At 56.8% G+C, this 13,757-nt stretch carries 15 protein-coding genes; 8 read left to right on the forward strand and 7 right to left on the reverse strand.

What is annotated here, in order from left to right; all coding sequences use genetic code 11:
* Positions 1-3: 3 nt before the first annotated feature.
* The 4 genes from holA to ACR0JR_RS13595 form a co-directional block, all read right to left on the reverse strand.
* Complete coding sequence (holA, locus tag ACR0JR_RS13580; RefSeq protein WP_170476285.1) at positions 4-1,032, reverse strand: DNA polymerase III subunit delta; 1,029 nt, start codon at positions 1,030-1,032, stop codon at positions 4-6.
* The gene (gene lptE, locus ACR0JR_RS13585; RefSeq protein ID WP_480456595.1) at positions 1,029-1,520 is read right to left on the reverse strand and encodes an LPS assembly lipoprotein LptE; all 492 of its coding nucleotides are present in this window, start codon (positions 1,518-1,520) and stop codon (positions 1,029-1,031) included. The genes holA and lptE overlap by 4 nt, the downstream gene beginning before the upstream one ends.
* Positions 1,507-4,059 carry a leucine--tRNA ligase gene (leuS, locus tag ACR0JR_RS13590; protein WP_480456597.1) on the reverse strand — a complete coding sequence of 851 codons (2,553 nt, stop codon included), beginning with the start codon at positions 4,057-4,059 and terminating at the stop codon, positions 1,507-1,509. Before leuS ends, lptE begins: the two co-directional genes overlap by 14 nt.
* Before the next feature lie 72 nt (positions 4,060-4,131).
* Entirely contained in the window at positions 4,132-4,620 is a 489-nt protein-coding gene (locus tag ACR0JR_RS13595; RefSeq protein ID WP_010440798.1) for a DUF3576 domain-containing protein, read from the reverse strand.
* A gap of 282 nt (positions 4,621-4,902) precedes the next feature.
* On the opposite strand from ACR0JR_RS13595, the gene ACR0JR_RS13600 reads away from it, so the two are divergent.
* Complete coding sequence (locus ACR0JR_RS13600) at positions 4,903-5,910, forward strand: porin (RefSeq protein ID WP_010440800.1); 1,008 nt, start codon at positions 4,903-4,905, stop codon at positions 5,908-5,910.
* A 102-nt stretch (positions 5,911-6,012) separates the two neighbouring features.
* Positions 6,013-6,672: a YggS family pyridoxal phosphate-dependent enzyme gene (locus tag ACR0JR_RS13605; RefSeq protein WP_480456598.1), complete on the forward strand. Its 660-nt coding sequence runs from the start codon at positions 6,013-6,015 to the stop codon at positions 6,670-6,672.
* Here the strand turns inward: ACR0JR_RS13605 and ACR0JR_RS13610 are convergent.
* Both ACR0JR_RS13610 and ribA read right to left on the reverse strand, forming a co-directional pair.
* Positions 6,656-7,156, reverse strand: coding sequence for a L,D-transpeptidase family protein (locus tag ACR0JR_RS13610; protein WP_170780843.1), 501 nt, complete (start codon positions 7,154-7,156; stop codon positions 6,656-6,658). The two genes, ACR0JR_RS13605 and ACR0JR_RS13610, sit on opposite strands and share 17 nt — an antisense overlap.
* On the reverse strand, positions 7,153-8,247 hold the full coding sequence (gene ribA, locus ACR0JR_RS13615; RefSeq protein ID WP_170780842.1) for a GTP cyclohydrolase II: 1,095 nt from the start codon (positions 8,245-8,247) through the stop codon (positions 7,153-7,155). Before ribA ends, ACR0JR_RS13610 begins: the two co-directional genes overlap by 4 nt.
* 161 nt (positions 8,248-8,408) lie before the next feature.
* Between ribA and ACR0JR_RS13620 the strand changes: the two genes are divergently transcribed.
* From ACR0JR_RS13620 to ACR0JR_RS13645, 6 genes are all read left to right on the forward strand, one after another.
* Entirely contained in the window at positions 8,409-9,095 is a 687-nt protein-coding gene (locus ACR0JR_RS13620) for a response regulator transcription factor (RefSeq protein ID WP_008756096.1), read from the forward strand.
* Positions 9,096-9,259: 164 nt separating this feature from the next.
* Positions 9,260-9,751: a GNAT family N-acetyltransferase gene (locus ACR0JR_RS13625; protein ID WP_480456599.1), complete on the forward strand. Its 492-nt coding sequence runs from the start codon at positions 9,260-9,262 to the stop codon at positions 9,749-9,751.
* Positions 9,752-9,865: 114 nt separating this feature from the next.
* On the forward strand, positions 9,866-10,654 hold the full coding sequence (locus ACR0JR_RS13630) for an exodeoxyribonuclease III (RefSeq protein WP_010440811.1): 789 nt from the start codon (positions 9,866-9,868) through the stop codon (positions 10,652-10,654).
* An 87-nt stretch (positions 10,655-10,741) separates the two neighbouring features.
* Entirely contained in the window at positions 10,742-11,659 is a 918-nt protein-coding gene (locus ACR0JR_RS13635) for a tetratricopeptide repeat protein (protein ID WP_480456600.1), read from the forward strand.
* A gap of 27 nt (positions 11,660-11,686) precedes the next feature.
* Positions 11,687-12,328, forward strand: a complete 642-nt coding sequence (locus tag ACR0JR_RS13640) for an LON peptidase substrate-binding domain-containing protein (protein ID WP_010440815.1) — start codon at positions 11,687-11,689, stop codon at positions 12,326-12,328.
* Positions 12,325-12,510 (forward strand): Trm112 family protein, encoded by a 186-nt coding sequence (locus ACR0JR_RS13645; RefSeq protein ID WP_010440817.1) that lies wholly within the window; start codon positions 12,325-12,327, stop codon positions 12,508-12,510. The genes ACR0JR_RS13640 and ACR0JR_RS13645 overlap by 4 nt, the downstream gene beginning before the upstream one ends.
* Here ACR0JR_RS13645 and ACR0JR_RS13650 read toward each other — a convergent pair.
* Positions 12,507-13,733 carry an FAD-dependent monooxygenase gene (locus ACR0JR_RS13650; protein WP_480456601.1) on the reverse strand — a complete coding sequence of 409 codons (1,227 nt, stop codon included), beginning with the start codon at positions 13,731-13,733 and terminating at the stop codon, positions 12,507-12,509. The genes ACR0JR_RS13645 and ACR0JR_RS13650 overlap by 4 nt on opposite strands.
* Between the last annotated feature and the right edge of the window lie 24 nt (positions 13,734-13,757).

Consider the following 13,757-nt stretch of genomic DNA (forward strand, 5'->3'; position numbering starts at 1 on the left):
GCTTCAGCCGGATCTGGCCAGCATTGCCAAGCGGATCATGGCCCTCTCCACTAGCGCCATTGCTGGTGCGGTTTGGCCAGCCGAGCGCAAGGACAGGTCAGTATCGGTCAGAACCGTTAATGCGGTCTGCAATTTCTGTGCCCCCCAACCCTGGGCTTGCCGTAAGATCCGATCGCGCCGTTTGCCATAGACCGGGGGGCGCAATTTGCCGATTCCCTGTGCCGCCCCACCTGGATCTGACGCACAGGCATAGAGAGTCCGGAAATGTCGCGTGGCACCGATACACAAGGTTACCGCATTGGTGCCCTGCGCCTGCAACCGCCGGATCAATGGCCCGATCTCTTGTGCACGGCCTTCGGCGACAACGTTCAACACATCATCCAGCGCGGCCTCAGTCGACCTTGGCGCGCATGCCTCGATATCTTCTATGATCAGTTCGCTTGTGTCGCCACGCTTGTAAAGTGACAGTTTCTCTACAGTTTGCGTGAAATCGCCGGGGCTAAGCGCCATGGCGAGCTCGCTGAGGGCCGACATCGAATCACGCGGAATATTCTGTAATCCGGCTTGCGCTAGAATTCGTTCCACCTCGGCCCGAGAGGGTGGATCATCATAGATACCAACGGCGTACGCTGCCGGGTTCGCCTCAAACGCTTTGCGGATTTTTGAGCTGGGTTTGAGCTGACCAGCGGTTACAACGATTTGAGCGTCGCCATGATCCCAGTCTTCCAAAGCGGCGAGAATCGCGGGCGCTGCCATATCTGTCGTGTCTTCGACAAATACCGCGCGTGGTCCGGGAAAAAACCCGACCGCCTTTACTGCGTCCAGCAACAAGGCCGGGTCGCTGCGCAGCTCGCTTCCAGGGATTCGGGTCAGGCGCATTTCTTCTTCCGCGCCGGGTCCAAGCAGGGCGGCCAGTACCTGTTGGCGTTTCAGGGCAACCCGCATGGCGTCCGCGCCGTAGATCAGCAGACCCGCTTTGCCCTCATCCGGCTTGGCAAAATATCCCTCAGCCTCGCGCGGGCTCAGCTTCATGCGGACAGGCCCGGTGTGGCATATAGACGATTTACGATCTGATCGGCCAGGATCACCATCAATCTCTCGGTCGCGTCGCGTTCATCAGCCAATGTTGAGACGGTCGAGCCAGCGGCAGAATAACCGACGAAATCTGTGACCCGTCCAGAGGCAAGGACCTGCCCGGTCGCGTCGGACTTCAACTCGTATCTGGCATTGCCATCAATCGTGTAGCGATTGGTTTCATTTGCCGTCGTGATTGAGGCTCGGCGGGTGACCGTCGAAACCACGACATCTAGTTTGTATTCATTGCCGGAGGTCGCGCTTCGGCCCAATTTACGCTCAAGATTCTGTACCAGCAGAAAACTTTCGACCGTATTCGGTGCTGATACCTCGACCTTGCCATCCAGAGCCGAGCCTGATCCACCGGGTGCAAAGACCGGCTCGAACCCGCAAGCGGCAAGCGCTAGCGGCATCAACAGCAAGGTTCTGCGATCAAACGACGACATTTACGATTCGGCCCGGAACAACGATCACTTTTTTCGGAGCAGCGCCATCCAGCGCCTTTTGCACAGCTTCGGTGCTGAGCGCGATTTTTTCAACCTCTGCCTTGTCCATGTCTTTCGGGACGCTGATTTCTGCACGGCGTTTGCCGTTGATCTGAATGGGCAGGGTGATGGTGTCATCAACCAGCATCGCCTCATCGGCCACAGGCCACGGTGCTGTTGCGACCAAACCTTCGCCGTCCAGCATCTGCCAAAGCTCTTCTGACAGGTGAGGGGTCATGGGCGACATAAGCTGTGCCAGCGTTTTTGCGGCCTCGCGCTTGGCTGCGGTGCCCGCCTTTGATTTCGCCAGCGTGTTGGTGAAGGCATAAAGCTTGGCGATCGAGGCGTTGAAGCCGAAGGATTCGACGCCGCCTGACACATCGTGAATGGCTTTGTGCATCTCGCGCAGTAGCGCTTCGTCCTCGGCATTGGCAGCCACGTCCGACCCGACGATTTCCGATGCGATCCGGTGCACCCGGCTCAGGTGCTTGAACGCGGCTTCAGCGCCGGACGCGGTCCATTCCACGTCGCGTTCGGGTGGCGAATCGGACAGCACGAACCAGCGCGCGGTATCGGCACCGAAGGCCGAGATGATGCTTACCGGATCAACCACGTTTTTCTTGGATTTCGACATCTTGGCCGAGGGGATGATCTCGACCTCGGTGCCGTCGGCCAATTTGCCGTCGGTCACATCCTCGGGTAGATGATAGACCGGTCGGCCCTTGGCATCGCGAGTCTGGTAGATCTCGTGCGTGACCATGCCTTGCGTGAACAGCGCATTGAAGGGCTCGATGGCTTTTTTCGGCAGGTGGCCAGTGATGTTCATCGCCCGCGCGAAGAAACGGGAATAGAGCAGGTGCAGAATCGCGTGTTCGATCCCACCGATATACTGGTCGACGTTCATCCAATACTCGGCTTCGACAAGATCGGTTGGCGATTCCGCGCGCGGCGCAGTGAAACGGGCGAAGTACCACGACGAATCGACGAACGTGTCCATCGTGTCGGTTTCACGCTTGGCCGGTGCGCCGCAGGACGGGCAAGGGGTGTCACGCCAGTTGGGGTGACGGTCCAGCGGGTTGCCAGGGATCGAAAAGTCGATTGGTTCGCCGTTGCCACCGTCATAGGGTAGCTGAATTGGCAGATTCTCTTTCTTCTCGGGCACGGTGCCGCATTTGTCGCAATGGACCACGGGAATCGGGCAACCCCAATACCGCTGACGGCTCAGACCCCAGTCGCGCAGGCGGTACTTAGTGACGCCTTCACCCCATCCTGCTTTTTCGGCGAAATCGACCGTCGCGTTAATCGCCTCATCACCGGTCGCCTCGGTCAGTCCGGCAAAATGTTTCACCCAGCGGACCTTTTCGGTCTTAGGCGGCACAAAGGCGATTTTGTCGACCGGTGTGTCACTGTCCAGTGCGAAGAACGTGTCGATCACCGGCAGGTCGTATTTGCGGCAGAAATCCAGATCGCGCTGGTCATGGGCGGGGCAGGCGAAGATCGCGCCGGTGCCATAGTCCATGAGGATGAAGTTGGCGATCCAAACCGGCAGCTCCCAGTTCGGGTCCAAAGGGTGCTTGACGCGGATGCCGGTGTCGTAACCCAGCTTTTCGGCCGTTTCGATGGCTTCTTCGGTCGTGCCACCCTTGCGGCATTCGGCAACAAATTCAGCAACTTCGGGGTTCTCGGCTTCAAGCTGCTTGGCGATCGGGTGATCAGGCGAGATGCCAACAAAAGATGCCCCCAGCAGCGTGTCGGGACGAGTCGTATAGACGGTGATAGGTTCTTCGCCATCGGTTCGTTCGAACCCAAACTGAAGGCCGCGCGACTTGCCTATCCAGTTTTCTTGCATCAGGCGCACCTTGGCGGGCCAGTTATCCAGCGTGTCCAGCGCGTCGAGTAGCTCCTCGGAATAATCCGAGATCTTGAAGAACCACTGAGTCAGTTCCCGACGCTCCACTAAGGCGCCCGAACGCCAGCCACGGCCGTTTTCCACCTGTTCATTGGCCAAAACGGTCATGTCGACCGGGTCCCAGTTCACTACGGCATTCTTGCGGTAGACAAGACCGGCCTCAAGCATATCTAGGAACAGCGCTTGCTGTTGGCCATAGTATTCCGGATCACAGGTGGCAAATTCACGGGACCAATCGATCGACAGGCCCAGCGGTTTCATCTGTCCGCGCATGTCGGCGATGTTGCTGTAGGTCCAGTCTTTAGGGTGGCCGCCGATTGCCATCGCGGCATTTTCGGCTGGCATTCCGAAGGCATCCCAGCCCATCGGATGTAGCACGTTATGTCCGGTCGCCAGTTTATGCCGCGCGATCACGTCGCCCATCGTATAGTTGCGCACATGCCCCATATGAATGCGGCCTGAGGGATAGGGGAACATTTCAAGCACGTAGTATTTCGGCTTGTCCGCCTTGTGGTTGGCGGTGAAGATTCCGGCCTTGTCCCAGGCCTCTTGCCATTTTGCTTCGATTTCGTTGGCCGAGTAGCGCGACATGGTGCGGTCCTTCGTGAATGAAAACGCCGGGCATGAACCCGGCGTTGTATTATTGTGATTTCTTGCGGGTTGCTAGAACTTGTTGTCAGCAATCCGTAGCTGACGGGCCCGGGATAGGATTGCATCCTCAACCGCGCGAGAGGTTGCCGCACTGACCGGGGAACCGCCACTGGTCTGAAGCGCAACAGAAAGTGAGCGCGCCTCGAGCGCTGGATCACTAATATGTACCGTTGCGCGATACGACCGCCCGCCGCCGGGCGGCCTTCCGTAACCGGTAACGATCACACCTGTAAACGGATCAACCTCTTCAATAGGCAGGAAATTCAGCACATCCAGTGACGCGGCCCAAAGATAGCGGTTTACCTGTGTGACCTGCTCGGATGTGTCCGGGCCGAAGATGTCCCATATCGTTGTACGATTCGGATCATTCAGCTCACGCTCTTCTGACGAGCTGCCATCAACGGTCAAAACGCTGGCGTCTCCTGGCGGCAGTCGCCCACGACTACAGGCAGAGACAGTCGCCGTCACCATGATCAAACCCAGAATCGTTATCAGGCGCATCGTTGGAAGGTCCTGTTTTACTTGTTTTGTACTGTTTGAATGTCACTCCTAGACAAGGAGTGGTGCTGCAACAAGCCTATTCTTTACATATGGGCGTGAGTTGCCCGCAGGACCTGGCGGAAAATCGACTGTGGCATCCTTGCACCAATTCGATCTGAATGACGGCAGAGCGTTTATGCCAAGCTTGCGCAACCGGGGTAAAAAAAGCGAAACGGTGTCCGTGCTGAGACGCGTGCTTTGCATGTGTCGAGTAGAAATATCTTTGAAACCGAGGGAAACAAGATGAAAAAAGTTCTCTTCGCATCGACCGCTCTGATCGCAACCGCAAGTGTTGCAGCGGCCGACGTTAAATTCAGCGGTTATGGCCGCTTTGGTATTGGTTACCTGGAAGACCGTACCGGCACCGTTGATTCGATTGATGGCGGCACCGCTTCTGGCGTTGACACCGACAACACAATCCTGATCTCGCGTTTCCGTCTGAACATCGACGGCACCGCAGAAACCGACGGTGGTGTTGAGTTCTCGGCTCGTGTTCGTCTGCAAGCTGACGAAAACGCCGGCAACGGCGAAGCAGGCACAGCTCAGCTGAGCGGCGCGCGCTTCTCGGCAATCTACGGTGGTCTGCGTGTTGACGCGGGCAACGTATCGGGTGCCTTCGACAACCTGGCAAACTACTACGGTAACGAGCCTGGCCTGGAATTCTTCATCGGTCAGTATGCCGCTGTTGACTACAGCTTCCTGGCATTCTCGTCGACCGGTGCAGGTTCGAACGCTGTGTTCTTCCAGTACGCAGTTGGCGACTTCGCCTTCGGTGCGTCGTATGACCAAGCCACTTTTGCTGAAACTGCAACTGCCGGTGCAGACACCGACAGCGGCGACCGCTGGGATATCAGTGCAACTTACACCTTCGGCAACGTCACAGCCGCTCTGGCCTATGGTCAGACCGACCGTCCGTTCGGTGGTGAGAAAGACACTCTGACTGTACTGACCCTGGGCGCTGACTTCGGCGACTTTAACGGTACCCTGTTTGTAGCTGACGATGACGTTGCAGCAGATAACCTGAACGGCACCGCGTATGGTTTCTCGCTGGCCTATAACCTGGGCGCGGCAACCACTCTGACCGCTGCTTACGGTGACGGTAGCGCAGACGACGACACCCAGCAGTACGGCATCGGCTTCATCCATGACCTGGGTGGCGGTGTATCGCTGAAAGGTGGTCTGGGCAACACCAAAGCTGGTGACGGCGACAGCCGCGTTCGCGCAGACTTCGGTGTCAACTTCAACTTCTAAGTTGATTTGAACCGCAAGGTTTAAGGGCAGGTCTTCGGACCTGCCCTTTTCTTTTTTGTCTACATGATGTTTTGCTGCAGCAAACGCAAAATGAGAGGCCCCATGTCGCTGCAAGAGATCACCGACCGTATCGCAAAAGCGGAATCCGCATCCGGGCGCGCCACTGGGTCTGTAAAGTTGATCGCGGTTTCCAAGGTTCAACCCAACGATCGGGTCGAAGCCGTTTTGCAACAGGGCCATCGGTGTTTTGGAGAGAACCGGGTTCAGGAGGCAGCGGGCAAATGGCCCGCGTTCCGGGAAAGTTATCCAGATGTCGATTTGCATTTGATCGGACCGCTGCAGACCAACAAGGCACGGCAGGCGATAGAGCTGTGCGATGCGATCCATTCGGTCGACCGGCACAAGCTTGCGAAAACACTGGCGAGATTGGCGCAAGAGATGGGCAAGTGCCCGGATCTGTTCATTCAGGTCAATACGGGAGAAGAGGATCAGAAGGCAGGCGTACTTCCACTTGATGCGGATACCTTTATCGCTGAATGCCGAGGCCTTGACCTGCCCCTTCGTGGATTGATGTGCATCCCTCCGGTCGATGAAGAACCCGCGCTGCACTTCGCGCTTTTGGCAAAAATAGCCGAAAGGAACGGGTTGGACGGGTTATCGATGGGGATGAGCAGCGATTTCGAATCCGCAATTGCCTTGGGCGCGACTCACGTTCGCGTCGGATCAGCCATCTTTGGTGCGCGCGTTAAGCCTGAGGAATGATCAGCCGATTACCCGGTGCAATCTGCCGCGCGATCCATCGTAGATGGTCGCGCCGGAAGGCGATGCAGCCTTCTGTGGGATAGCGCGGTCGTCGCCACTGATGCAGGAAAATGGCCGAACCTTGACCGGGTATCGAGTCAGGGTAATTCCAGTCGGTTATAAGTATCAGATCGTACAACGGGTCGGGACGACGCAGCTTTTCGTGGCTGTAGCCGTGAGGCGTATGAACCAGATGATTATAGGCAGTGTCTTCTACGTCGTCTGACCATAAATCGTTTGGTCCGATAGGGCGCGCCCAAGAAGCGGGGCGCGACATTCGGTCAGCGCGGTAGAGCATCCCGACAATATGATGTGCGCCCACAGGCGTAGCCCCATCACCTTCCCGTTTGGTTCGACTCAAAGATCCCCTGCCTATCGCACAGGGGAACATGCGCCCCAGAAACCGTATGCCCCGAGGTGTTAGAACCAGATCACGTGGTGTCACAGTAAATGACCCGATTTCGCCGCTTTGGTTGCAAGATATGAGCGGTTGAAATCGGTTTCGCCCACCTTCAGAGGAACGCGTTCAGTGACGGCGATTCCGGTTCGCTCCATCATTGCGATCTTAGCGGGGTTGTTGGTCAGCAGACGTACCGAACTGAACCCCAGAGACTTCAGGATGTCGGACCCCAGTCGAAAATCCCGCTCGTCATCTTCGAAACCCAATCGATGATTGGCTTCGACAGTATCAAAACCCTGATCTTGTAAGAAATAGGCGCGCATCTTGTTGGCGAGTCCAATGCCGCGGCCTTCCTGGTTCAGATAGAGCAGTACCCCCGCACCTTCGGCGCCCATCTGAGTTAGAGCGCCGCGCAATTGCGGACCGCAGTCGCATTTCAGGCTGCCCATAAGATCACCGGTAAAACAGGCTGAATGCAGCCGAGCGAGGACGGGTTTGTCTCGGTCCGGGCGTCCGATCTCAACGGCGTAATGTTCCTCTCCGCCGTCTTCGGGGCGGAATACGTGCAAGCGACCAGCCTCTGAAACTTCCATCGGAAGGCGCGCGGCGACGACAGGATGCAACGCGCTTCGATCGGTCAGATGTGGTGCCGCGCGTGCATGATCGATACGGGTCAGCGCGTGCGTTGCTGCAAACTCATGGCTTTCATCGATGGGGACGACCACAGTCGCGGGTAGCAGTTGGGCCGATTTGGCCAACGCAATCGCGATCCGGTGCAAATTTGCGCTGCCCTGCCGCTGGGTCATCAGCGGCCCTTTCATGGGCGCGTTCAGATCGTCCGAGGGGTCTGCGACTGCCTGGACCCAGCTTAGCTCGGCATCCGCCGGGATCATGACCCGGGCCAGATCGCCGTCATACGCGCGCGCTTTTAGTGTTTCGGCGCGCCGCATTGTAATGGCCACAACCGGTTCTCCACCAAGGGTACGCAAGTCTGCCAGTCTCTGCGGGCTCAGCGTTTCCGTGGCGAAAGCAAGAACACCGAAACCGAGTTCATCCGTTAGAACGACAGGAACACCCATTCGCAGGTCCGCCCGCGCCCGCGCCAGCAGTTCAGTTATGTTGGGGACGAGACTCATGTATGTTACCCTATAACGATTTGTCTTTCTCCTACCCCGATCAATGGGAAATGTGAAACAATTCCTATGCGACAGACACGAGGCCGTGAGGCGACTGCAGTATACCTTGCTGATTGCATTCTCCGTACGCAAGTGATGGAAAAGGCTTAGGAGGACCGGACATGGCTCAGCTCAAGAAAATCCTGCTGGTGGATGATGACGAAGATCTGCGCGAAGCGCTCAGTGAGCAACTCGTGATGACTGAAGATTTTGATGTGTTCGAAGCATCAGATGGTCAGTCCGCAATGGAGCGTGCACGCGAAGCGATTTATGATCTGGTTATTCTAGATGTCGGCCTGCCCGATACCGATGGCCGCGAACTGTGCCGGCTGATGCGCAAGCAAGGTGTCAAAAGCCCTGTACTGATGCTGACCGGGCACGACAGTGATGCCGATACGATCCTTGGCCTGGATGCAGGTGCAAATGACTATGTCAGCAAGCCTTTCAAATTCCCGGTTCTTTTGGCACGCATTCGGGCCCAACTGCGTCAACACGAACAATCTGAGGATGCAGTATTTGTTCTTGGTCCCTATACCTTCAAGCCAGCGATGAAGATGCTGATGACCGAAGATGATCGCAAGATCCGACTGACTGAGAAAGAGACGAACATTCTCAAGTTTCTCTATCGGTCGACCGATGGCGTTGTCGCGCGCGATGTCCTGCTGCACGAAGTGTGGGGTTATAACGCCGGTGTTACGACGCACACATTGGAAACACACATCTACCGTCTTCGTCAGAAGATCGAACCCGACCCGTCAAATGCGCGCCTTTTGGTCACAGAATCGGGCGGATATCGCCTTGTTGCTTGACTAATGGTGGATTGACTTGGATCAAAGTGATACCCTGCAGGTATCTTTAGATTACTCCCAACCCGCGCATGTCCGGGTTATGACATGCACCTCCCTGTTGGACTGCCGGGCCTCATGGCCCGGCTTTTTTTAACGCTCAGCCAATTGATCGCCTGAACTCTACTATGCTGTCACGATCAGAGATTGAGATGAAACTGACTTTTACACGCCTACCCGAGGTTGATCCGCAAGATATTCTTTCGCACATGTCTGATCCTCGCTTGGTTGAACATTTGCCTCTGTTAACAAGCGGATGGGACAACGCAGCCGTCGACCAATTTGTTCAGGTCAAGGAAGAGTACTGGGTGCGTGACGGGCTTGGGCATTGGGCAATATTGCTGGGCGATACATACATAGGTTGGGGTGGGTTCCAAAAAGAAGGTGATGAGTGGGACTATGGTTTGGTTCTGAGGCCTGAATATTTTGGATTAGGCTCGCGGATCACGCGACAGGCAATTGAATTTGCTATTGCGGACCCGCGCATCCCGTTCGTGACGTTTTTACTGCCTCTATCGCGTCAAAAATTGGGGGCTTTGGCACGGTTGGGGGCCCACTATATCGGTGAAATCGCGTATGAGGGTGCGAAGTTCAGAAAGTATCGTATTAAAACGGGCTGAAAGCCCGATACATGCCGTTTCGGGTAATAGGATCTGATTTGTCGGTCTTTTCCCATGGCGCCGCTCACAGTCGCGCGCTAACCTGCGCAGATCGAGACAAAGGAACTTTCCGATATGCCCTTTACCCTTGCCACATGGAACATCAACTCGGTCCGCCTGCGTGAGCCTATCGTGCTGAAATTGCTGCAGGAAGAGGCGCCAGATGTGCTGTGTTTGCAGGAATGCAAGTCGCCGGTCGACAAGATCCCGACCGAGGGCTTTGCCGAGCTTGGCTACACGCATATGATCGCGCGGGGGCAGAAGGGCTATAACGGTGTCGCCATCCTGTCCCGGCTGCCGCTCGAGGAAGTGGGGGACAAAGATTTCGCGGGATTGGGTCATGCACGCCATATCGCGGGTCGGCTGGAAAATGGTGTGACCATCCACAATTTCTATGTTCCTGCCGGAGGTGATGTCCCGGATCGCAAGATGAATGAGAAGTTTGGTCAGAAACTGGACTACCTGACCGATATGCGGGACTGGTTCCATGCCGAGAAGCCGGAAAAGTCCATACTGGTTGGCGATTTAAATATTGCCCCGCGCGAAGATGATGTCTGGTCGCACAAACAACTGCTCAAGGTGGTTTCGCATACGCCGATCGAAGTTGAAGCGCTGGCCGAGACGCAGGATGCGGGTGGCTGGGTCGATATTACCCGGCAGGATATCCCCGAAGGGCAGCTTTATAGCTGGTGGTCCTACCGGGCTCGGGATTGGGACGCGGCAGATAAGGGGCGCAGGCTGGATCATGTCTGGGCCACGCCTGATATCTCGAACGCTGGCCATTCCAGCCGAGTTTTGCGCGATGCGCGTGGATGGGAGAAACCAAGCGATCATGCGCCGGTTTTTGCGACATTCGACGTCTGATTGATGTAAAAACGCTCGACTCAGCCCTTGGTTTCTGAACTGCGGGGCTGCATATAGAACGCAAATACGAACCTGAGAGTAAATACCATGGATCTTTTGAACGGCGCAGCCGGCCCTGATACCACTGATCTGATCAAGGATGGGACCGAGGCCACTTTCATGGCCGATGTGGTCGAAGCCTCGCAAGAGATGCCGATCATCGTCGATTTCTGGGCTCCATGGTGCGGTCCTTGCAAAACGCTAGGCCCGGCACTTGAAGAGGCGGTGACCGCAGCCAAGGGCGCGGTCAAGATGGTCAAGATCAACGTGGATGAGGCTCAGATGATCGCGGGCCAGTTGCGTGTGCAGTCGATTCCGACAGTCTATGCCTTTCATAAGGGGCAACCAATTGACGGATTTCAAGGCGCCTTGCCGGGGTCTGAGATCAAGGCATTTATTGATCGCGTGATCGAAGCCGCAGGTGGCGAGAGCCCCGGCAATCAGCTGGACGATGCGGTTCAGGCCGCAGAAGAAATGTTGACTGAAGGGGCGGCCGTTGACGCAGCGCAAACCTTTGCGGCTATTCTGGGCGAGGATGCCAACCACGCTGCAGCTTATGGCGGGCTAGTACGGGCGCATATCGCGCTGGGTGATTTGGATCAGGCTGAAGCCATCCTCAACGGTGCCCCGGCCGAGATTTCAACTTCGCCCGAGGTTGAAGCAGCCCATGCGCAGCTCGAACTGGCTAAACAGGCGGCGGATGCTGGGCCGGTTGGTGAATTGACTGCGGCGGTTGAGGCTGAACCTGACAACCATCAAGCCCGATTTGATCTTGCGCAGGCCTTGCATGCCAACGGTGATGTTGAAGAGGCGGTCGCTCAATTGCTCGAACTGTTCCGCCGCGATCGCGAATGGAATGAGGGCGCGGCCAAGGCTCAGCTCTTCACGATCTTCGATGCGCTCAAGCCCAATGATCCGATCGTGTTGAACGGACGGCGCAAGCTCAGCTCGATGATATTTGCCTAAATTCCGATCAGGGCTACACTCGTCTACATGATGCACCCCGCTGATCTGCCGGAAACGGTGTCTGTGTTTCCTCTGCCCGGAGCGCTGCTGTTGCCGCGCTCGCGCCTACCGCTGCACATTTTTGAGCCGCGCTATCTCCAGATGCTGGATGACGCTCTGAAAACGTCCGAGCGGCTGATCGGGATGGTGCAGCCGAACACCTGTCAGGGGGACGAGACCAAGCTGCATCAAATCGGTTGCGCTGGCCGCATCACGCAGTTTTCCGAGACTGAAGATGGTCGCTATCTGATCACTCTGACTGGTATATCGCGATTTAGGGTCAAATCAGAATTGGACAGTTTCACCCCATATCGGCGCGCCTCAGTGTCTTGGGATGGGTTCGATCGTGATCTGGGCAAGGCCGAAGTGGATGATGGTTTTGATCGAAACAGGTTCCTAAAACTACTGGAGCGGTTTTTCTCATCGCGCCAGTTGTCGACCGATTGGGACACGATGAAAGACGCAGACGACGAGCTTTTGGTCAATTCGCTGTCGATGATGCTCGAATTCGACCCTGAGGAGAAGCAGGCCCTGCTTGAAGCCCCCTGCCTGCGTACCCGGCGCGAGACCTTGGTGACATTGATTGAGTTCGCCATGCGTGGCGGATCGAATGAGGAACATCTGCAATGAGCACACCCGAACACGCATTTGATCGCCATATGCTTGAGGCGTTGATTTGTCCGCAGACCCACACAACGCTGCACTATGATGCCGAGCGGCAGGAACTCGTGTCCAAAGCCGCCGGGCTAGCCTTCCCGATCCGCAACGGTATCCCGGTGATGCTTGTGGATGAGGCGCGCGAACTGGACTAAATCTGGCGCCCTTGCAGCAGTTTCGGCAGATCGCCGGTCAGCCCTGCTGCCTCGCGCACAAAGCCCCGGCGCAGTCCGGGCAGAGATCCGACAATGCCCATACCGATATCCCGGCCCATGCGGAGCAGAGGGTTGTCGTTTGAAAACAGCTTGTTGAACACATCCGTCGCCATTGCGAGCGAGGCGGTGTCGAACCGACGCCACTCCTGATAGCGCTCCAGTACCAGCGTTGATCCGATATCTTCGCCACGTCGTCCAGCAAGAGTCAGGACCTCGGCCAAGGCCCCCACATCGCGCAGTCCCGCGTTCAGGCCTTGCCCAGCAATGGGGTGCATGCCGTGGGCGGCGTCTCCAACCAAGGCCAGCCGATCTGCTATGAAGGAGTTGGCAATTGTCAGGTTCAGCGGATACGTGAACCGGTCGCCTTGCAGGTGGATGTCCCCAAGGAAATCACCAAAGCGCGGGCGCAGGATCTGCAGGTAGTCTGCCTCGGGCAGGGCATTGATCTGTTTGGCCGTCTCACTGCGTTCGCTCCACACGATGGAACTACGGTTGCCGGTCAGAGGCAGAATCGCCAGCGGGCCGGGGGGCATGAAGAATTGATGGGCAATTCCGTGATGGGGCAGTTCGTGTTCTATGGCGCAAACCAAAGCGGTCTGGCCATAGTCCCAGCCCGTGCGCTTTATTCCAGCGCGCGCTGCAGTCCCACTGCGACGACCATCGCAACCGACCAAAAGATTGCCAGACAGAGTCGAACCATCATCCAGCGTCAGCGTCGCTCCGAGTGCTGTGATGTCCTGAGATACAACAGTTTTGCCGCTGATTTCGGTGATCCCGGCATGTTCGGCCATGGCTTCCAGAAAGGCGCGCCTGAGGTGGCGGTCTTCGACCATATAGCCCATTGGGCCTTCTTCGATCTCAGCATGATCAAAATGCATGAAAAATGGCGAGGGCCCTGCACCGGCATGGCCGTCCGTGACCTTGATTTCGAGCATGGGCTGGGCGTGGTCTTCGACCTTCTCCCAAGTGCCGATTGCGTCCAGAAGACGTTGTGAGGCCAGCGCCAGTGCGTAAGCACGCCCATCAAAGGCCGCGTTCTTGCGTACCTTTTCGGCCAGGGCATCAATTACAGTGACCGAATGCCCGGTCTGAGCCAGTGCCAGCGCAAGAGCGGGGCCATTCAGGCCACCGCCAACGATCAGGATGTCGGATCTGTGTTCCATGTGCTGCAATATGCGTGCCCATTC

The sequence above is a fragment of the Ruegeria sp. AA3 genome (assembly GCF_056542905.1).

What these genes read in the sequence shown, in the direction of transcription:
- ribA (WP_170780842.1), bottom strand. Translation starts at nt 8,247, where the DNA reads ATGAGTCTCGTCCCCAACATAACTGAACTGCTGGCGCGGGCGCGGGCG.
- ACR0JR_RS13625 (WP_480456599.1), top strand. Translation starts at nt 9,260, where the DNA reads ATGCTGTCACGATCAGAGATTGAGATGAAACTGACTTTTACACGCCTA.
- ACR0JR_RS13635 (WP_480456600.1), top strand. Translation starts at nt 10,742, where the DNA reads ATGGATCTTTTGAACGGCGCAGCCGGCCCTGATACCACTGATCTGATC.
- ACR0JR_RS13600 (WP_010440800.1), top strand. Translation starts at nt 4,903, where the DNA reads ATGAAAAAAGTTCTCTTCGCATCGACCGCTCTGATCGCAACCGCAAGT.
- ACR0JR_RS13650 (WP_480456601.1), bottom strand. Translation starts at nt 13,733, where the DNA reads ATGGAACACAGATCCGACATCCTGATCGTTGGCGGTGGCCTGAATGGC.
- ACR0JR_RS13595 (WP_010440798.1), bottom strand. Translation starts at nt 4,620, where the DNA reads ATGCGCCTGATAACGATTCTGGGTTTGATCATGGTGACGGCGACTGTC.
- leuS (WP_480456597.1), bottom strand. Translation starts at nt 4,059, where the DNA reads ATGTCGCGCTACTCGGCCAACGAAATCGAAGCAAAATGGCAAGAGGCC.
- ACR0JR_RS13645 (WP_010440817.1), top strand. Translation starts at nt 12,325, where the DNA reads ATGAGCACACCCGAACACGCATTTGATCGCCATATGCTTGAGGCGTTG.
- ACR0JR_RS13620 (WP_008756096.1), top strand. Translation starts at nt 8,409, where the DNA reads ATGGCTCAGCTCAAGAAAATCCTGCTGGTGGATGATGACGAAGATCTG.
- ACR0JR_RS13605 (WP_480456598.1), top strand. Translation starts at nt 6,013, where the DNA reads ATGTCGCTGCAAGAGATCACCGACCGTATCGCAAAAGCGGAATCCGCA.
- lptE (WP_480456595.1), bottom strand. Translation starts at nt 1,520, where the DNA reads ATGTCGTCGTTTGATCGCAGAACCTTGCTGTTGATGCCGCTAGCGCTT.
- holA (WP_170476285.1), bottom strand. Translation starts at nt 1,032, where the DNA reads ATGAAGCTGAGCCCGCGCGAGGCTGAGGGATATTTTGCCAAGCCGGAT.
- ACR0JR_RS13630 (WP_010440811.1), top strand. Translation starts at nt 9,866, where the DNA reads ATGCCCTTTACCCTTGCCACATGGAACATCAACTCGGTCCGCCTGCGT.
- ACR0JR_RS13640 (WP_010440815.1), top strand. Translation starts at nt 11,687, where the DNA reads ATGATGCACCCCGCTGATCTGCCGGAAACGGTGTCTGTGTTTCCTCTG.